20 protein-coding genes and 1 pseudogene are annotated in these 18,204 nt (G+C 71.8%); 11 read left to right on the top strand and 10 right to left on the bottom strand.

Features of this window, described 5'->3' with window-relative positions:
• Positions 1-58: 58 nt before the first annotated feature.
• Positions 59-1,144 carry a WD40/YVTN/BNR-like repeat-containing protein gene (locus ACFW9Z_RS28000; protein WP_384645353.1) on the bottom strand — a complete coding sequence of 362 codons (1,086 nt, stop codon included), beginning with the start codon at positions 1,142-1,144 and terminating at the stop codon, positions 59-61.
• Between the two features lie 109 nt (positions 1,145-1,253).
• Positions 1,254-1,826 (bottom strand): GNAT family N-acetyltransferase, encoded by a 573-nt coding sequence (locus ACFW9Z_RS27995; RefSeq protein ID WP_384645352.1) that lies wholly within the window; start codon positions 1,824-1,826, stop codon positions 1,254-1,256.
• Between the two features lie 134 nt (positions 1,827-1,960).
• Between ACFW9Z_RS27995 and ACFW9Z_RS27990 the strand changes: the two genes are divergently transcribed.
• Entirely contained in the window at positions 1,961-2,365 is a 405-nt protein-coding gene (locus tag ACFW9Z_RS27990) for a hypothetical protein (protein WP_384645350.1), read from the top strand.
• Between the two features lie 92 nt (positions 2,366-2,457).
• Positions 2,458-3,186 carry a class I SAM-dependent methyltransferase gene (locus ACFW9Z_RS27985; protein WP_384645349.1) on the top strand — a complete coding sequence of 243 codons (729 nt, stop codon included), beginning with the start codon at positions 2,458-2,460 and terminating at the stop codon, positions 3,184-3,186.
• A 26-nt stretch (positions 3,187-3,212) separates the two neighbouring features.
• On the opposite strand, the gene ACFW9Z_RS27980 is transcribed toward ACFW9Z_RS27985, so the two are convergent.
• Both ACFW9Z_RS27980 and ACFW9Z_RS27975 read right to left on the bottom strand, forming a co-directional pair.
• A complete protein-coding gene (locus ACFW9Z_RS27980; RefSeq protein ID WP_384645348.1) occupies positions 3,213-4,580 on the bottom strand; it encodes an FAD-dependent oxidoreductase in 1,368 nt (455 codons plus the stop codon).
• A 124-nt stretch (positions 4,581-4,704) separates the two neighbouring features.
• A complete protein-coding gene (locus tag ACFW9Z_RS27975; RefSeq protein ID WP_384645346.1) occupies positions 4,705-5,391 on the bottom strand; it encodes a DUF305 domain-containing protein in 687 nt (228 codons plus the stop codon).
• A 160-nt stretch (positions 5,392-5,551) separates the two neighbouring features.
• Here ACFW9Z_RS27975 and ACFW9Z_RS27970 point away from each other — a divergent pair, with 160 nt between their 5' ends.
• Positions 5,552-7,045 carry an LVIVD repeat-containing protein gene (locus ACFW9Z_RS27970; protein ID WP_384645345.1) on the top strand — a complete coding sequence of 498 codons (1,494 nt, stop codon included), beginning with the start codon at positions 5,552-5,554 and terminating at the stop codon, positions 7,043-7,045.
• Between the two features lie 310 nt (positions 7,046-7,355).
• On the opposite strand, the gene ACFW9Z_RS27965 is transcribed toward ACFW9Z_RS27970, so the two are convergent.
• The 4 genes from ACFW9Z_RS27965 to ACFW9Z_RS27950 form a co-directional block, all read right to left on the bottom strand.
• Positions 7,356-7,535 carry a hypothetical protein gene (locus tag ACFW9Z_RS27965; RefSeq protein ID WP_384645414.1) on the bottom strand — a complete coding sequence of 60 codons (180 nt, stop codon included), beginning with the start codon at positions 7,533-7,535 and terminating at the stop codon, positions 7,356-7,358.
• An 89-nt stretch (positions 7,536-7,624) separates the two neighbouring features.
• Positions 7,625-8,341: a phosphatase PAP2 family protein gene (locus ACFW9Z_RS27960; RefSeq protein WP_384645344.1), complete on the bottom strand. Its 717-nt coding sequence runs from the start codon at positions 8,339-8,341 to the stop codon at positions 7,625-7,627.
• Between the two features lie 133 nt (positions 8,342-8,474).
• Positions 8,475-9,410, bottom strand: coding sequence for a M56 family metallopeptidase (locus tag ACFW9Z_RS27955; protein WP_384645343.1), 936 nt, complete (start codon positions 9,408-9,410; stop codon positions 8,475-8,477).
• Between the two features lie 97 nt (positions 9,411-9,507).
• Entirely contained in the window at positions 9,508-10,122 is a 615-nt protein-coding gene (locus ACFW9Z_RS27950) for a DUF5134 domain-containing protein (RefSeq protein ID WP_384645342.1), read from the bottom strand.
• 186 nt (positions 10,123-10,308) lie between these two features.
• On the opposite strand from ACFW9Z_RS27950, the gene ACFW9Z_RS27945 reads away from it, so the two are divergent.
• Entirely contained in the window at positions 10,309-10,866 is a 558-nt protein-coding gene (locus tag ACFW9Z_RS27945) for a GNAT family N-acetyltransferase (protein ID WP_384645341.1), read from the top strand.
• A 49-nt stretch (positions 10,867-10,915) separates the two neighbouring features.
• Here the strand turns inward: ACFW9Z_RS27945 and ACFW9Z_RS27940 are convergent, their stop codons facing one another.
• Complete coding sequence (locus ACFW9Z_RS27940) at positions 10,916-11,599, bottom strand: glycerophosphodiester phosphodiesterase (RefSeq protein ID WP_384645340.1); 684 nt, start codon at positions 11,597-11,599, stop codon at positions 10,916-10,918.
• Between the two features lie 294 nt (positions 11,600-11,893).
• Between ACFW9Z_RS27940 and ACFW9Z_RS27935 the strand changes: the two genes are divergently transcribed.
• The 4 genes from ACFW9Z_RS27935 (at position 11,894) to ACFW9Z_RS27920 (ending at position 15,826) form a co-directional block, all read left to right on the top strand.
• The gene (locus tag ACFW9Z_RS27935) at positions 11,894-13,291 is read left to right on the top strand and encodes a DUF6421 family protein (RefSeq protein WP_384645339.1); all 1,398 of its coding nucleotides are present in this window, start codon (positions 11,894-11,896) and stop codon (positions 13,289-13,291) included.
• A gap of 26 nt (positions 13,292-13,317) precedes the next feature.
• On the top strand, positions 13,318-14,085 hold the full coding sequence (locus tag ACFW9Z_RS27930) for an SDR family NAD(P)-dependent oxidoreductase (protein ID WP_384645338.1): 768 nt from the start codon (positions 13,318-13,320) through the stop codon (positions 14,083-14,085).
• Entirely contained in the window at positions 14,082-15,143 is a 1,062-nt protein-coding gene (locus tag ACFW9Z_RS27925; protein ID WP_384645410.1) for a threonine aldolase family protein, read from the top strand. Before ACFW9Z_RS27930 ends, ACFW9Z_RS27925 begins: the two co-directional genes overlap by 4 nt.
• Before the next feature lie 83 nt (positions 15,144-15,226).
• Complete coding sequence (locus ACFW9Z_RS27920; RefSeq protein WP_384645337.1) at positions 15,227-15,826, top strand: transglutaminase family protein; 600 nt, start codon at positions 15,227-15,229, stop codon at positions 15,824-15,826.
• Positions 15,827-15,930: 104 nt separating this feature from the next.
• On the opposite strand, the gene ACFW9Z_RS27915 is transcribed toward ACFW9Z_RS27920, so the two are convergent.
• Positions 15,931-16,653: a lysophospholipid acyltransferase family protein gene (locus ACFW9Z_RS27915; protein WP_384645336.1), complete on the bottom strand. Its 723-nt coding sequence runs from the start codon at positions 16,651-16,653 to the stop codon at positions 15,931-15,933.
• A 230-nt stretch (positions 16,654-16,883) separates the two neighbouring features.
• On the opposite strand from ACFW9Z_RS27915, the gene ACFW9Z_RS27910 reads away from it, so the two are divergent.
• The 3 genes and pseudogenes from ACFW9Z_RS27910 to ACFW9Z_RS27900 form a co-directional block, all read left to right on the top strand.
• Positions 16,884-17,210 (top strand): TlpA family protein disulfide reductase, encoded by a 327-nt coding sequence (locus ACFW9Z_RS27910; RefSeq protein WP_384645335.1) that lies wholly within the window; start codon positions 16,884-16,886, stop codon positions 17,208-17,210.
• 196 nt (positions 17,211-17,406) lie between these two features.
• The gene (locus ACFW9Z_RS27905) at positions 17,407-17,916 is read left to right on the top strand and encodes a flavin reductase family protein (protein WP_384645334.1); all 510 of its coding nucleotides are present in this window, start codon (positions 17,407-17,409) and stop codon (positions 17,914-17,916) included.
• A gap of 205 nt (positions 17,917-18,121) precedes the next feature.
• Positions 18,122-18,204: pseudogene (locus tag ACFW9Z_RS27900) on the top strand (electron transfer flavoprotein subunit beta); the annotation flags it as partial.

The raw sequence follows: 18,204 nt of genomic DNA, 5'->3' as shown, positions 1-18,204 counted from the left end.
CTACTGGTGATACGACCATTGCGATCAACTGCCGTCAGCCGAGGCCCACCGTCCGCACTCAGCCGAGAGCGACCGCCCTGACGCAGAGCACGTCCGGCAGATGCGAGGCGAGCTGCTGCCAGCTGTCGCCGTCGTCCGCGCTCGCGTACAGCTCGCCGTTGCGGTTGCCGAAGTAGATCCCGGCGGGGTCCGCGTCGTCCGTGCAGAGCGCGTCGCGCAGCACCGTGCCGTAGTGCGCCCCGCCGGGCAGGCCCACGGTCAGCGGCTCCCAGGTGCGCCCCGCGTCGCGCGTGCGGAAGACCCGGCAGCGGTGCTCCGCCGGAACCCGGTCGGCGTCGGCGTTGATCGGGAAGACGTACGCCGTGTCGCCCCGGTGCGGGTGGGCGACGGCGGCGAACCCGAAGTCGGAGGGGAGGCCCGCGCCGATGTCGCTCCAGCTGTCGCCCGCGTCGTCGCTGCGGAAGACGCCCCAGTGGTTCTGGAGGTAGAGCCGGTCCGGGTCGGCCGCGTCCCGGGTGACCTTGTGCACGCACTGGCCGAACTCCGGATCCGGGTCGGGCAGGAACACCGCCGAGACGCCCTTGTTCGCCGGGGCCCAGCTCTCCCCGCCGTCCTTCGTCCGGAACACGCCCGCCGTCGATACCGCGACCGTCACCGCGCGGGCGTCCCGGCGGTCGGTGAGGATGGTGTGCAGACCCTCCCCGCCGCCGCCCGGCTCCCACTTCGAGCGCGTCGGGTGCTCCCAGAGCGGGCGCACCAGCTCGAAGGACTCGCCCCGGTCCTCGGAGCGGAACAGTGCGGCCGGTTCGGTGCCCGCGTAGACCACGTCCGGGGCCTCGGGCCCGGCCGGCTGCAACTGCCAGACCCGCTCCAGCGACGCCCCGGTGAACTCGGGGAACTTCACCGCGGGCCGCTGCGGCTCGACCCAGCTCTCGCCCAGGTCGTCGGAGTGGAAGACGGAGGGCCCCCAGTGCGCGCTGTCGCCGCCCGCCAGCAGCCGGGGTGCGGGCCCCCGCGTGTCGATGGCGACCGAGTAGATCGCCTGCGCGTTGAAGTGCGGTCCCTCGATCTTCCAGTTTCCCTCGCGCCTGCGGCCGATGAAGAGGCCCTTGCGGGTGCCTACGGTGAGGAGTACGTCGGTCATGGTCGAGACCTCCCGATACGCCGTTGTGCCGGATGTGAGCCAGTCTGCACCCGGCCACTGACAGTGGCTCGCGCACACTCCGTGCCCACCCGGCCCGTCGGCACCCGAATCACCCCCGCGACGGCTCCATGGACCCCTGGGATCCCTGAGGCACCTGCGCGGCCCGCGAGGCCGGGACGGACGCGCGGGTGCAGGTCAGCAGCCGGGTGGTGCTGCCGTCGTCCTCCTGGATGTCCCTGACGTGGCGGAAGCCGATCCGGCCGAGCACGGCCAGCGAGGCGGCGTTCCCGGCGGCCACGGTCGCGTGCACCTCCGTCAGCCCGAGGGTGTCGAACCCGTGCCCGACGAGGGCGAGCGCGAGCTCCGTACCGAGGCCCCGGCCCCAGGCCCCGGGGGCGAGCGCGTAGATGATCTCGTGCCCGCCGGACGCCTCGGTCGGCTTGATCTCGGCGTGCCCCACCAGCTCGCCGTCGGCCTTCACCGCCCAGACCTCGAAGCGGTCCTCGGTGTAGACCTTGGTGAAGATCCGGCCGAAGAGGGCCCGGTCCTCGGCCTCCGTGGCGGGCCCGTCGCCCATCCACCGGGAGACCGAGACGTCCTGGAACAGGGCGACGAAACCCTCCTCGTCGGCGGGCGTGTACGGGGTGAGGAGCAGGCGGTCGGTGCGCAGCAGAGGGTTCACAGGGGGTGAAGCTACGGGTGGCCGTACCACCCGCACAACCGGATTCCCCTGGTCACGGCGGTGTGAGCGGTACCCGGGGCGGCTGCGATGCTGGAGCGGCACACACCACAGGACCCGGGCGCGAGGAGCGGACGATGGGCAGCGGGATCACGGACGCCGACGGTCACGACGTGCCGGTGGCGGTGACCCCCGGGGAGGCCGGGCCCGATCCCCGGGTCTCCGTGACGCTGACGCCCCCGGCGGGCGAGCTGCGCTGGTCGTGCACCCCCGCCGCCGCCCGGGAGCTGGCCGCCGCGCTGGTCCGGGCGGCCGAGGAGAGCGAGAACGCGTCCGCCGACGGGCCCGTCACGGTCGGGGCGGGGGAGCTGCGCCGCGGTGACGTACGGGACGGCGACCGGGCCATGACGGTGGACGGCGTACGGACCGACGGGCCGACGGTCCATGTCACCTGGAGGTCCGGGGCGGGCCGCACCTGGTCCCAGAGCTACGACGTCGACACCGCGATCACCCTCAGGCGCAGGCTGTCCGGCAGCCGCTGAAGCCTCCGCCCGCAGGTCCGGTCCGCCATCCTGCCCTCAGGAGCGGCGGCTTCGGCCTCCGGCCCGCCCGTCACCTCGATAGGGTGGCCGCGATGTTCACCAAACAGGGCCCCACCCTCCGCGAACTGGCCGTCCAGGCGCTCTCGTCGACCGAGCGCGGATACGACCTCCTCGCCCCGAAGTTCGACCACACGCCCTACCGGACACCCGACCACGTGCTCGACAGCGTCACCCGGGCACTGGAGCCGCTGGGCCCCTTCGGCACCGGCCTGGACGTCTGCTGCGGGACCGGCGCGGGCGTGGGAGTGCTGCGGCAGGTGTGCCGGGACCGGGTGGCCGGGGTCGACTTCAGCGCGGGCATGCTCCACCAGGCCCGGGCGGCGCTCAAGCCCGCCGAGGACGGGCCCGTGGTCGACTGGGTGCGGGGCGACGCCCTGGCCCTCCCGTTCGCCCCGGCCTTCGACCTGGCCCTGAGCATCGGCGCGTTCGGCCACTTCCTGCCCGCCGACCGCTTCGGGCTCTTCGCCGAGGTGTACGGGTCGCTCCGGCCGGGCGGCCGGTTCGTCTTCCCGATCGGCGCCCCGCCCGCCGTGGGCTCGCGGGCCTACTGGTCGTTCCTCGGCTTCGACGCGGCGATGCGGGTGCGCAACGCCCTGTGGCGCCCGAAATTCATCATGTACTACCGCACGTTCCGGCTCTCCGACGTGCTCGACGACCTCACCGACGCCGGATTCTCCGTGCGGCTGATCGCCCTGACCGACCTGGGACAGCGCCCCGACGGCTCCCCGCGCGCCCGGCTGGTGGTGGCGACCCGGGAGTGACGGTGGCCCCGGGAGTGACGGGCGGCTCACCCCTCCTCGCCCCGCGCCGCCGCCAGCAGTCCCTGCCAGTCGGGGATCTTCACCGGGCCCCGCCCCAGCGAGCGCCCGAGCTCCGCCTCAGCGCGTTCGATCGACAGCCAGCCGTCCCACTCCACCGGCCGCAGCCCCCACGCCCGCAGCACCGCCAGCGGGTCGTCCGCCGCCGGGCGCCGGGCGAGCAGGGGCGCGTCCTCGATCAGCGAGGCGACGGTCTCCTTCGCACAGGACCGGTTCGAACCGATCACCCCGGTCGGCCCCCGCTTGATCCACCCCGCCACGTACTCACCGGGCGAGGGCACCCCGTCCCGCAGGACCCGCCCCGCCTCGTGCGGCACCGTCCCGCGCACCGGGTCGAAGGGCAGCCCGGGCAGCTCCACCCCCCGGTAGCCGACGGCCCGCAGCACGAGCTGGGCCTCGACGTCCTCGTACGCCCCCGTGTCCCGTACGCCCCCGGCACCGTCCGGAGCCGTACGGGCGAACCGCACCCCCGCCACCCGGCCGCCGCGCTCCAGCAGCTCGACCGGCCGCAGGAAGAACCGCAGCCGGATCCGGCGTACGGCATCGGGGGCGGCGGGTTCCCCGTACGCCGACCAGCCGCGCAGCACCTCCAGGTTCCGCCGCACCACCGCGGGCAGCGGCAGCCCGTCCGGGGCCGCGTACGCCGGGTCCCGGGCCAGCTCCGCCGGGTCGACGGTGATCCGCGCCCCGGGCAGCGCCCCCAGCTCCCGTAGCTCCTTGGTGGTGAACCGGGCCTGGGAGGGGCCCCGCCGCCCGGCCACGGTCACCTCGCGCACCCGGCTCCCGGCCAGTGCCCCGAGCGCGGCCCTCGGCACATCGGTGGCGCGCAGCTCCTCGGCGCCGCGCGCCAGGATCCGGGCCACGTCGACCGCCACGTTGCCGACCCCGATCACCACGGCCGAGCGGGCCTCCAGCGCGAAGTCGTCGGGGGCGATGTCCGGATGCGCGCTGTACCAGGAGACGAACCGGGTGGCGGACCAGCTCCCCGGCAGATCCTCCCCGGGCACCGCCAGCGGGCGGTCGGCGGCGGCCCCGACGCAGTAGACGACCGCGTGGTACAGCTCCGCCAGCCGGGCCGGAGGGACACCGTCCGCCCCGCCGATCTGCACATGGCCGACGAAGGTGACCCGCTCGTCCTCCAGGACGGCCCGCAGGCTGTTCTGGAGCGACTTGATCTTCTCGTGGTCGGGAGCGACCCCGTACCGCACCAGTCCGTACGGGGTGGGCAGCCGGTCCAGGACGTGCACCCGGACCCCGGGCACCAGCGACTGGTTCAGCAGGGCCTGGGCGGTGTAGACCCCGCTGGGACCGGAGCCGACGACGGCGACACGGAGCACGGCGCACCTCTTCCCGGAGGGTGCTTCCAGCATCGCACCGGCGACCGGAACACGGCATGCGAGCCGGGCACGGCACGGGAAGACGCGGGCCCGGCACCGCACCGGAAAGCCGCGTGCGAGCCGGTCACGTCATCAGCGCGCGCATCCGGTTGATCTCCACCGACTGCTGGGCCACGACATCGCTCGCCATCTCCTCGACGATCACGTCGTTCCCCTCGGAGAGCGCCTCCGTCGCCATGGTCACCGCCCCCTGGTGGTGGGTGATCATCAGCTTCAGGAAGAGCTCGTCGAAGGCCTTGCCCTTCGCCGCGCGCAGCTCCTTCAGCTGGGCCTCGGTCGCCATGCCGGGCATCCCGGAGTGGTCGTGGGGCTGTTTGCGGTCCTCGCCACCGTTCCTTTTCAGCCATCCTTCCATCGCGCCGATCTCCGGCTTCTGGCCTGCGGAGATGCGCTCGGCGAGCCTCTTCACCGCCGAGGACGACGCCCGGTCCGGGACGAGTTCGGTCATCACGAGGGCCTGCGCGTGGTGCTCGATCATCATCTGCGCGTACCGGAAGTCCGCGGAGTTCGCGGTGTCCCTGCTCGCCTCCTTCGCGGCCTCCTCGGCGGTGAGCGTGCGGGCCGGCTCGCCCGGTCTGCCGGGGGCGATCACCCCCGGACCTGCGTCCTTGCCCGCGGCCGGTTTCGGATCGTCGCCGTCGCCGTCGCAGCCACCCAGGGCGAGTACGGCGGCAACCGCCGCTGCCGCCAGGGCGATTGCGCGCGGACGGGCGGACGGGCGGTGGATCAACACGGCGACCTCCTGTGCCACATGGGTGTGTTGCAGACCGTTCCTAGCACGCTTCCGCGGGGGCAAAGATCAAAAACTTCATTACGTCTCTGTTGCCATCTGTTGATGTGTACATGTGAGGGACGATACTGCCGGGGTCCGTGAACCGTTCGAACCCCGAACGGATACAAGGGAGGACGCAGTGATCTCGTTGCACACCACCCGCGTGCGGCGCAGACGTCTGGGCGTGGCTGTAGCCGCGGCCGGGCTCTTCGCCGCGCTGCTGACGGCCGCACCCGCAGCGGCGACGCCCGACCCGGGCGATGCCCCGACCCAGCACGGCTCCGTGACCACGAGTCAGCAGGCCGAGGCCCGCTCCGCGATCCGCAGTGGTGACATACCCGGCGTGGACGAGATCGTCCACAGCTCCAACATCAAGCACCTGACGAACGTCCCGAAGGGCGCCCTCAAGGGCACCAACACGGACCTCGCGTTCCAGGGGAAGTACGCCTTCGTCGGCAACTACGACGGCTTCGTCATCTACGACATCAGCAACCCGAAGAAGCCGAAGACCGTCTCCGAAGTCCTCTGCCCCGGCGCGCAGAACGACATCTCGGTCTCCGGGAACCTGCTGTTCCTGTCGACCGACTCCTCACGGAGCGACGACTCCTGCTCCAGCACCACCCAGCCCGCCACGGAGAAGTCCTCCTGGGAGGGCATGAAGATCTTCGACATCAGCAACAAGCGCCACCCCCGGTACATCGCGGCTGTCGAGACCGCCTGCGGCTCGCACACCCACACCCTCGTGCCGGACGGCAAGAAGAACATCTACATCTACGTCTCCTCGTACTCGCCGAACGAGACGTTCCCCGACTGCCAGCCGCCGCACGACGGGATCTCCATCGTCAAGGTGCCGCTGAAGGCGCCTCAGAAGGCCAAGCTCGTCAACTTCACGAACCTCTTCCCGGACGGCGGCAACCCGGGTGCGCCCGAGAACCCGGGCGTCTCCAAGACGACCGGCTGCCACGACATCACGGTCCTGCCCTCCAAGGACCTGGCCGCGGGTGCCTGCATGGGTGACGGTCTGCTCTTCTCCATCAAGAACCCGGAGCGCCCGAAGATCATCGACCGGGTCCAGGACAACGTGAACTTCGCGTTCTGGCACTCGGCCACCTTCAACCAGGGTGCCAAGAAGGTCGTCTTCACCGACGAGCTGGGCGGCGGTGGCGCGGCCACCTGCAACGAGGAGATCGGGCCCAAGCGGGGTGCCAACGGCATCTACGACATCGTGGGCAAGGGCGACAACCGCAAGCTGGTCTTCCGCAGCTACTTCAAGATCGACCGCCACCAGGCCGACGTCGAGGTCTGCGTCGCCCACAACGGCTCGGTCATCCCGGTGAAGGGCAAGGACCTGATGGTCCAGGCCTGGTACCAGGGCGGCATCTCCGTATGGGACTTCACCAACTCGAAGAAGCCCAAGGAGATCGCCTTCTTCGAGCGCGGCCCGGTCACGCTCGGACAGGTCACCACGGCCGGCCCCTGGTCGACGTACTACTACAACGGCCACATCTACTCCAGCGACATCGCCAAGGGCCTGGACGTCCTGAAACTGACGGACAAGCGCACCGCCCCGGCGGACCGGGTCAAGCTGGACGAGCTCAACGTGCAGACCCAGCCGGACTACTTCGCCCGCTGATCCCCGGACTACTTCGCCCGCTGATCCAACGGCAGGAGAGGTCGTCCGTCACGCACCACGGGGCCGGCGTCCGCCGGGCGGTTGCCGCCGCCCGGCAGGCGCCGGCCCCCGCACGTGCGCCGCAGATATTCATTGACCGATGAGCCGGGCCGGGACATGCTGTATCCCTGTGTCGGCGGGCCCCGCAACTCCGGTCCCCGACGCGGTCCCGGCCCTGCCTCCTCCAGGCACGGCCGAGGGGCGCGCCTGGCATCCGGCGACGCGGGGGATCGCCGGAGTCAGGCGCGTTCCGAGAACCCCGGGCCCGGGCTCAGACGGCGGTTCGGCCGCTTTCACCGGTCGCGGCGGCCCACTCCACCAGCAGCCGCTGGTACTCCGCCTCGTCCTGCGGGGACAGGTAACCGCCCGAACGCTCCCACAGGTCGCGGATATCCGCGTTGATCTCGGTGGCGGGGCGCGTGGAAACGGACGACGACGACATCGGGGACATGCATACAAGGCTACGGCCCCGATGTGATGATCCGACCCTTGTGGGACGGGATATCCCTCACACCGCAGGGCGACGGGGCGGGGTCCCGATCACGCCCCGGGCGCGGCCGCCGAGGTCCGGCGGGCCAGGTTCCAGCGGTAGCCGGCCGCGGTGAAGGCCACCACCGCCACGCCCAGCAGCGCCCCGCCCACCACATCGGACAGCCAGTGCACCCCCAGGTAGAGCCGGGTCGCCGCCACCCCGGTCGCCGAGAGGACCGCCACGGCCACCGCCCCGCCCCACAGGGCCGGGCCCGTGCCGTGGAGCCGCAGCAGCCACAGGAGCAGCCCGCAGCTCACCACCGCCGTCATGGCGTGCCCGGAGGGGAAGGCCGCGTAGTGGGCCGTGTCCACCGGGTCGGGCCAGCGGGGGCGCTCGCGGCCGATGAGGGCCTTCAGCCCTTGCTGGAGGAGGGAGCCGAGCAGGCTGGCCGCGGCGACCCAGAGGGCGAGCAGCCGGGCCCCGCGCCACCACAGGGCGACCACGGCCGCCGCGACCAGCGCCCGCATGGTCCAGGGGTCCCAGACCCAGTCCGTCAGCACCCGGTTGACCCGCACCAGTCCGGGATCGGTCACCGCGTGCCGGTGCAGCGCGTCGGCGACCGTGCGGTCCAGGGTCATGAGGGGGGACCATCGCGCCGCCACCAGGGCGAGCAGCACCACGGACAGGGCGGTACCGACGGCTCCGGCGATCAGGGCGGCCGCGGGGCGGGGGGAGCGGTCCGTCCGGGGGGTGTCGGGGGAGTGGGGGAAGTGGGGGGAGTACATGGGCCGATACTCCCGGACGGGCGGCCCGCGTGACCAACTCGAAGCCCCGCGTGGCAAAACCCGGAGCCCCGCGTGGCAAAACCCGGAGCCCCTATCCCGTATCCCCGCCCGTCCGGTCCGGAGTCCCGCGTGGCTAACCCAGCGCGCTGAGCCCCGGGACGAAGGCCACCGCCAGGGGAACGACCGGCACCAGCGCGGCCGCCGCCGTCAGCCGCAGTCGCCGGCCCGCCGTCAGCCGCTCGACCGGGGACAGCAACCGGTTGACGCGCAACGGCACTTGGGCGTGCGGGGTGGGGCAGGGGCCGAAGACCCCGCGGTCCTCGTTGAGCCCGACCAGGGCGAGCGCGGTCGTCAGCCGGCCGAAGCGGCGCGAGGCCACATCGTCGGCGGCCAGCTCGACCAGCCGGTGCATCTCGTCGCGGAACGCGGCGAACACCGGGATCTGTGGGAAGCCGACGGCCAGCGCCGACGAGCAGTGCAGCAGCCAGTCGTGCCGGGCCTCCGCGTGGCCCTGCTCATGGGCGAGCACCGCGTCCAGCTGACGGCCCTTCAGCCGACCGAGGGCAGCGGTGGTGATGACCAGCTGGGGCGCCGAACCGGGCAGCCACCAGGCGTCCGGGCGCTCGCCCTCCAGCACCACGAGACGGTCGGCACCGGGCTCCTCGCCCGGCAGCAGCGGGGAGCGCACCAGCAGTTCCGCCCGGCGCCGCTTGCGCCGCTGCCGCGCCCGCCGGATCTCCCGTACGAGCATCGCGCCGCTCCACAGACCGCCCAGCGCCAGGAGGACCGCGATGGCCGCGGACCAGGGCCCGTACGCCGCCAGGGCGTAAGCCTCGACCACGGCCGCCGGGGCGGGGGCGAAGACATGGCCGCGTACCGCCTGCCAGGCGGCGGCCGCGCTGAACGTCATGGAGAGGGCGAACGACATGAGCACCCCGGCGACCACGCACTGCCACACCCACAGCGCCACCACCGGTTCCCGTTCCGGCCACCGGGCCCGCGCCATCAGTCGCGGGGTCACCAGGGCGGTCAGTGCACCGAGCAGCAGCAGCGCGAGGGAGACCAGCATGGTGCCAGCCTATGAGGGGCGGGCGACCCACGGGTATGGCTGTGCCCGGCAAGTGACGCAGACCACGGTTTGGAGGGCCCCTGTCTCGCGTTCTGTCTCACAGAGTGAGAAGCATGGCGAACATGGCGATGCCCATCGTGAGCCGGCAGGCCGTCGTCAGCTCGGTCGGCCCGCCCGCCGCGCCGCCCATGACGCCGCCCGGGCCGCCCCGTACGGTCCCCTCCGCCGAGCCGCCCGCGAAGCTCGCGACGGCCGTGCCCGCCGGTATGAGATGTCCGGCCGAGCGCAGTACGTAGAACGCGAAGTAGCCGAGCAGCACCCCTGTCAGCAGGGGTACGCCCCCGGCACCCGCCGCAGCGCCGTGCCCACCGTGCCCGCCCGCGCCGCCCCCCGGGGCCATCGCCACGGCCATGTAGACCATCGCCAGCGAACCGACGAGGTGGTGCAGGTGGTGGCTCCCGCGCCGGGCCGACCGGAGCGCCCGCAGCGCGGCGGCGCCGAACACCACCGCGTACACCGCCCAGGCCCACTCCGGAGGAGTCAGCACCGCCGCCGGGAGGGCCATCGCCGCCATGCCGAAGCCCATCAGCGCCTCGGAGCGGGCGGTTCTGCGCTCCTGCGGGGTGCCCGTACGGGTGCGCAGCAGGCAGTAGACGCCGCTCACCGCGCACAACGCCATCAGCAGCCACCCGGCCAGGGCCCCTCCGTGCACGCCGAACCTCCCCCCAGTCGGTCGATCCATCGATGCCCGGGCCGGAGCGGCCGAACCCGGCGCGCAGGGGCGTGAAAGGGGTGCATCGAGGCCCGGGAGGGGCGCTCCGGGTCGCGTTACCCTCGATCCGCACGTGTGTCATGTGTGTACGGCATGCAGAGAGCAGCAGAGAACGGAGCGTTCCCCATGGACACCGCCACGCCCCCAGGCTCGGCCCGCCTGGTCTTCCGCGACGCGACCGGGGCGGACGCCCCCGCACTGGTGGAGCTCATCGAGTCCGCCTACCGGGGCGACTCCAGCCGCACCGGCTGGACCACGGAGGCCGACCTCCTGGAGGGGCAGCGGACCGACGAGCAGGGCGTGCGCGAGGTCATCGACGCTCCGGCGGGCAGGCTGCTGGCGGTCGAGCGCGACGGTGAGCTGATCGCCTGCTGCCAGCTCGAACACCGTGGCGAGGCGGCGTACTTCGGGATGTTCGCGGTCCGCCCGGGCGCCCAGGGCGGCGGCCTCGGCAAGGTGATCATCGCCGAGGCCGAGCGCACGGCCCGGGAGACCTGGGGCGTCTCCGAGATGCACATGACGGTGATCTCGGTGCGTGAGGAGCTGATCGCCTGGTACGAGCGGCGCGGCTACCGCCGTACGGGCAAGCTCACGCCGTTCCCGTACGGCGACGAGCGCTTCGGCATCCCGCAGCGCGACGACCTGGCCTTCGAGCTCCTGGTCAAGAACATCGAAACCCCTTGATCGGCACCTCTTAGGGGCGCGCGGGCCACGGGGGCACGGGCCCGCAGGCTCAGGCCGTGAAGCGCCCCGCGCGGCGGATCTCCGGGAAGTCCGTGGTCGCGCCGTCCAGCCCCAGCGCCCGGGCGAGACGCAGGTGGTCCTGGGTGTTCACCACCCAGCCGATCACCTTCACACCCTCGGCGTGCGCCTGCTCCACGGCCTCCAGGGTGAGCCGGCGGATGTTCAGCGCGAGCGTGGCCGCCCCCGCCGCCCGCGCCCGGTCCACGATGTCCCCGCCCCAGCGGCTGGCGATCAGGACCGTGCGCACCCCCGGCACCAGACGGGTGATCTCCGTGACGGCCTCGTCGTGGAACGAGGAGACCTCCACCCGCCCGGCCAGGTCCCGGGCGAGGATCACCTCCGCGAGGGCCTGCGCCGCCGCCACGTCCTTGATCTCGGCCTGGAGCGGGGCCTTCACCGCGTCCAGGACCTCCTCGAAGACCGGGACCCGCTCCCCCTGCCCGGCGTCGAGCTCCCGCAGCTCCGCCCGGGTCTTGCCCGCGATCGGCCCGGTGCCGTCGGTGGTGCGGTCCACGGACGCGTCGTGCATCACCGCGAGCGCCCCGTCCTTGGTGAGGTGCAGATCCAGCTCGATGGCGTCCATCCCCGCCGCTTCCGCGCGGACGAAGGAGCGCAGGGTGTTCTCGGGCTCGACGCCCATCACTCCGCGGTGACCCAGGGTGAGAAAGGACAAGGCGACCTCGTTTCCGTCGGCGTCCGACCGCCAACTGCTGCTGCCCGCGCGGGGTTACGGCTCTACGGCTCCCGGGAGGGTAACGGCCGCGCCCGTGGATGTCTGCCGCCGTGCGGGCCGGGTCGGTCGGGCGCCGCAACGACTGTGAGAAGTGTGCGCCTACCCGGTGCACGACAGGAAAAACAGCGGTGACCCTAGGGGGTACGCAGGATAATTTTCAGGACTTCACTTGTGTGAAGGAACCCCGCGCGGCTACGGTGGCTCCACGCGAGGTTCTCCCGTGGAGGAAGTGTTATGACGGAAATTCTTGTGCACGATGCCGCCGACGGCGCGATAGCTACTGCCCCCCGGGTGGTCGAGCACCCGGCTTGGCCCGCGCTCAGGGATGCCGTCGAGGAGATCCGCCCCTGGCAGTCCGCCGACGGCTCCATCGACTTCGAGGCCGAGGGCGCCCCGTCCCCGGCGACCGTCGAGCGCGTCGTGGAGCGCGTGATCGGCGCGGTGGAGGAGCTCTCCCCGCTGCTGCCGCACGACGCCGCCTACCACCGTGCGCTCGTCGCCGACCTGCGCCGCTGGGCCGCCGACGGCTTCCGCGTACCGGACTTCCTGGACTCGCTGCTCGCCTTCCAGCCCGCGCAGAACCGCGTCGACGGCCTCCAGCACCTGGTCGTCTTCCCGATGTACACGCAGAACGGCAACCCGGACCGCAACTTCGAAGCCGTCGTGCTGAAGATGGTCTGGCCCGAATGGCTCGCCGACCTCGAAGCCACCCGCTACGACAACCCGCTCTTCTGCGGGATCACCTTCGAGGACTTCACCGCCGGTTACGACACCAACTCCGCGGTCCTCTTCCCCGAGACCATCGCCGTGCGCGAGGCCCCCGAGCGCTTCTCCTGGGGCGGCATCTTCTGCGACCGCGAGGCCGCCCGCTTCCGCCGCGTCACCGAGGCATCCGTCGAGCTGCTCGGCCTGGAGCTGCCCGAGGACATCCGCGAGATGGTCGGCGACCAGAGCCGGTGCGAGCAGGCGTTCGTCCTGTGGGACATGGTCCACGACCGCACCCACAGCCACGGCGACCTGCCGTTCGACCCGTTCATGATCAAGCAGCGCCAGCCGTTCTGGATGTACGGCCTGGAGGAGCTGCGCTGCGACCTCACCGCCTTCAAGGAGGCCGTGAAGCTGGAGGCCGAGGGCAACGCGCACGGCCGTGACGTCCAGTACGCGATCCTCTTCGACCGGATGTTCCGCTTCCCGGTCACCGGCGACCGCGTCCGCAACTACGACGGCCTCGGCGGCCAGCTCCTCTTCGCCTACCTGCACAAGCACGACGTCGTCCGCTGGACGGACAACACCCTGAAGATCGACTGGGAGCGTGCCCCGCAGGTCACCAACCAGCTCTGCGCCGAGATCGAGAAGCTCTACCGCGACGGCATCGACCGCCCCAAGCTGGTCCACTGGTTCGCCGCCTACGACCTGGTCTCCACGTACCTCGCCCCGCACCCCGGATCCACCTGGGCCAAGGGGCCCGACGCCCTGGACCTCACTCAGCCCCCTCGCAAGCTCGTCGACGACGTGCTTCCGGACGAGTTTCCCCTGAGCATGTTCTATGAGGCGCTCGCCAAGAAGCTGAAGCACGTGATTGCCTCCGCCAAGGGAATTACCGCCGCGAGCGCCGAGAAGGCAGCCGCGTGAACGCATCTCCTGAGGAGGCGGTGGCCATGAACGGAACGAGTAAGGGCGAGGGGACAGGCGTGCTCGAAGGTGCTGTGGTCGCGGTGGCCGGAGCGGCGGGGCCCGCGGGCCGTGCCACGCTGCTGCGGCTCGCGGAGGCCGGTGCGACCGTCGTCGGCTGCGACGCCAACCCCGAGCGGCTCGCGGAGGCGGTGGACGCCGCCCGCTACGCCCACGGCGGCGCGACCGTCACCGGGGAGACCGTCGACCTGCTCGACGTCGACGCCACCCGGGAGTGGGCCAAGCGGACCGAGGCCGAGTTCGGCCGGATCGACGGCCTGGTCCACCTCGTCGGCGGCTGGCGCGGCAGCGCCACGTTCCAGGAGACCAGCCTCGCGGACTGGGACCTGCTGGAGAAGCTGCTCATCCGCACCGTCCAGTCCACCTCGCTGGCCTTCCAGGAGCCCCTTCAGCGCAGCGACAAGGGCCGCTACCTGCTGATCAGCGCAGCCGGTGCCGGCAAGCCCACCGCGGGCAACGCCGCCTACTCCGCCTCCAAGGCCGCGGCCGAGGCCTGGACCCTCGCGCTGGGCGACGCCTTCCGCAAGGAGGGGGGCGAGGACGGGCCCGCGGCCGCTGCTGCGATCCTGGTGGTCAAGGCACTGGTGAACGACGCCATGCGCGCCGAGCGCCCGAATGCGAAGTTCGCGGGCTTCACCGACGTCACGGAGCTGGCCGAGGCCATCGCCGGCGTCTGGGACAAGCCCGCCCCCGAAGTGAACGGAAAGCGCCTGTGGCTGACCCCGCAACCGTGAGGACCGACGCGCGCCGCCACCACGACCCCCAGGTGCGCGGGTTCGCCAGCGACAACTACGCGGGCGCGCACCCCGAGGTCCTCGCGGCCATCGCCCTCGCCAACGGCGGCCACCAGGTCGCCTACGGCGAGGACGACTACACCGGCCACCTCCAGCGCGTCATGCACAGCCACTTCGGCCCCACCGCCGAGGCCTTCCCGGTCTTCAACGGCACGGGAGCCAACGTGGTGGCCCTCCAGGCGCTCACCGACCGCTGGGGCGCGGTCATCTGCGCCGAGTCCGCGCACATCAACGTGGACGAGGGCGGCGCGCCCGAGCGGATGGGCGGCCTGAAGCTCCTCACCGTACCCACGCCGGACGGCAAGCTCACCCCCGAGCTCATCGACCGGCAGGCGTACGGCTGGGACGACGAGCACCGGGCCATGCCACAGGTCGTCTCGATCACCCAGAACACCGAGCTGGGGACCGTCTACACCCCCGACGAGATCCGCGCCATCTGCGACCACGCCCACGGGCACGGCATGAAGGTGCACCTGGACGGGGCCCGGATAGCCAACGCCGCCGCCTCCCTGGACGTGCCGATGCGCACGTTCACCAACACGGTCGGCGTCGACGTCCTGTCCTTCGGCGGCACGAAGAACGGCGCCCTCTTCGGCGAGGCCGTCGTCGTGCTCAACCCCGACGCGGTCCGGGCGATGAAGCACCTGCGCAAGCTCTCCATGCAGCTCGCCTCCAAGATGCGCTTCGTCTCCGTCCAGCTGGAGGCGCTGCTCGCCAAGGACCTGTGGCTCCGCAACGCCCGGCACGCCAACGCCATGGCCCAGCGGCTCGCCGAGGGCGTCCGGGCCATCGACGGCGTGGAGATCCTCTACCCGGTCCAGGCCAACGCCGTCTTCGCCCGGCTGCCGCACGCGGTCAGCGAACGGCTCCAGGAGCGCTTCCGCTTCTACTTCTGGGACGAGAACGCGGGAGACGTCCGCTGGATGTGCTCCTTCGACACCCGCGAGGACGACGTGGACGCCTTCCTCCAGGCGCTGAAGGAAGAGATGGCGCGGTAGCACCCGCCCCCTGCTTTGCATGGGTATGCGGCCGACCGGAAATCAATTGATCTCCGGTCGGCCGCTTCGTACGCTCCTGGGCCATGGAACTGATCCAGCGCTCCCCGGACATCGCCGCCTATCTGGCTGCCGACGAGGCCATCGACCACCGTCACCCCCGTGTGCGGGAGACCGCGGCCGACCTGGCCCGCGAGGCCGAAGACGCATACACATACGCCCGTACCGCCTTCGAGTACGTACGCGACACCATCCCGCACTCCGCGGATTCGGGCGATCCGCGCGTCACCTGGCGCGCCTCCGACGTCCTCACCACCCGCAACGGCATCTGTTACGCCAAGTCCATCGCGCTCACCGCGCTGCTCAGGGCCCACGGCGTCCCGGCCGGGCTCTGCTACCAGCGGCTCACCGACGACGACGGGACGAACCCGGTGGTGCACGGCCTGGTGGCGCTGCGGCTCCCCGGCCACGACCGCTGGGCCCGGATCGACCCCCGGGGCAACAAACCGGGCGTCGACGCGCAGTTCTCCCTCGGGGCGGAGCGGCTGGCCTGGGCGGTACGGGAGGGGATCGGCGAAGTGGACTATCCGGCCGTCCACGCCACGCCGCCCGCCGCGATCCTCCACGTCCTGCGGAGCGCCCGCGACCGCTCGGAGCTGTGGCGGATGCTCCCCACGCACCTCTGAGCCCCCCGGCGCACGCCCATGGACACACCTCTGAGCCCCTGGACGCACCTCTGGGCCCCCGGCAGCGTGCGCCGGGGGCCCAGAGGATGTCGGCCGGCTGCCGGTCAGCCGCGCTCGCGGACCTCGGCGGGGGTCGGGGCCGTACCGCCGAGATGGGCCGGGACCCACCACGTGTCACTCGCGTCCTTCGGGCGCACCGGATAGGCCCGCTGGGCGGCCTCCAGCAGCTCCTGCACGCGCTCCCGCAGCCGCCGGGTGATCGCCCCCGCGTACTGGTCGGCGGGCGCCTCCACGGGCTCGCCGACCCGGATCGTGATCGGGATGTGGCTGCGCTTGAAGTTGCGCGGCCGCCCCTTCGTCCAGACCCGCTGCGTGCCCCACAGCGCCATCGGGATCAGCGGGACCCCGGCCTCCTGGGCGAGGCGCGCGGCACCCGACTTGAAGCTCTTCAGCGTGAACGACTGCGAGATCGTGGCCTCGGGGAAGACGCCGACGATCTCGCCGGAACGCAGCGACCGCAGCGCGTGCGCGTAGGCGTCCTCGCCCTGGTTGCGGTCGACGGGAATGTGCTTCATCCCGCGCATCAGCGGACCGGAGATCTTGTGCCGGAAGACCGATTCCTTCGCCATGAAACGCACGAGCCGCTTCTGCGGCAGGGCGCCCAGGCCGGTGAAGATGAAGTCGAGGTAGCTGATGTGGTTGCTGACCAGCACCGCGCCGCCGGTCTTCGGGATGTGCTCCGAACCCTGAGTGTCGATCTTCAGGTCGAGCGCCTTGAACAGAGTGAGAGCGGCGCCGACGACCGGTCGATAGACGAGCTCTGGCATCTGGGGAAGACCCTTCTTCAGTGCCTGGGGAGGGTTCTCCCGGCGGAAGTTACGCAGCCGTAGGTTTTCGGCATTGTGGCGATGGTGCCCCATGTGCGGGCCCGTGACCAGTCCCGGCGGGCCCGGAACGCGAGATTCTCGTCACGTGCGCCTCGCCTCCGAGCTGCGGGAATGTCCTGCGGCCGGCCGGTGCTGACTCCTTGCGAAGAGCTCTGGACCAGGAGGCGGCAGTGGACGGCGGAACACCCGGGCAGCGACTGGACGCGTCCCAACTCGGCGCGGAACTGGGGGAACGGGCGACCCTCGTCCAGTTCTCCACCGCCTTCTGCCAGCCGTGCCGGGCCACCCGCCGCACGCTGGTGGAGGTGGCCGCCATGGTCGAAGGGGTCGCGAGCATCGAGATCGATGCCGAGGCGCATCTCACGCTCGTGCGGCAGCTCGGCATCACGAGGACGCCGACCGTGCTCGTGCTCGACAGCACGGGTGAGGTGGTCCGCCGAGCCTCCGGCCAGCCGCGCACCGCCGACGTCGTCGCGGCGCTGGGACGGGCCATATGACGGACCGTGACGCATCTCCCACATTGCGGAACACACTTGACTGCACCCGCCACGCATCGTCAGTCTGACGCTATGCCGCCAGAACTCCTTCTCTACGGCCGGGTCCATGTGGACCTCGCACGCCACGCGAGTGCGCGCTGTCCGGGTGCCTGAGCAACCACGGCCCCGTACGCCCCTCCCGCAGAAGGACACCTCCATGACGGCCTCGCCCGACCTCGCCCCCTCTCTCGTGGCCTCGCCCGAGCTCCTGCGCTCCGTCTTCCGCCGCCACGCCGCGGGCGTCGCCGTGATCACCGCGACCGGTGAGGGCGGGCCGGTCGGATTCACGGCCACCTCGCTCAACTCCGTGGCCGCCGAGCCCCCGCTGATCTCCTTCGGCATCGGCACGACCTCCTCCAGCTGGCCGGTGCTGGCCGAGGCCGAGTACGTCGGCGTCCACATACTCGGCGAGCACCAGCAGGAGCTGGCCGCCACCTTCGCCCGCAGCGGCGCCGACCGCTTCGGCCCGTCCACCGACTGGAGCAGCGGCCCCGAGGGCGTTCCGGTGCTGGCCGACGTCTCCGCCTGGCTGGTCTGCCGCGTGGTGGCCCGGGTCCCGGCCGGGGACCACCGCATCGTGATCGCCGAGGCCGTGGCCGGTGACCCGTCGGGGGCGGGCCGTCCGCTGGTCTACCACCAGGGGCGGTTCACGGCTCTGCGAGACTGAGGGCGAGCAGGTGGTCGGTGCAGGGACGTTTTCGCCGTTGGCAAGGTCACAGTGCGGAGCGCTTGCTCAGGGGTAAGAGACTGGGTGTACTGACGAGTAATATCGGTCGGGGGCTCGGTCGGCCCGACCGGAAACGGCCCTGTAAGGCGCCTATGCTGCGTGCAACAAGGCAGCCCAGAAATGACGATGCAGTAGGAGAGCCGGCGTGAGCTTGAGGATCGTTGTCTGTGTGAAGTACGTGCCCGACGCGACCGGTGACCGGCATTTCGCCGATGACCTGACGCTGGA

Source organism: Streptomyces sp. NPDC059452 (genome assembly GCF_042750035.1).
Taxonomy (GTDB): Bacteria; Actinomycetota; Actinomycetes; order Streptomycetales; family Streptomycetaceae; genus Streptomyces.
This window is presented reverse-complemented; position numbering and strand designations above follow the sequence as displayed.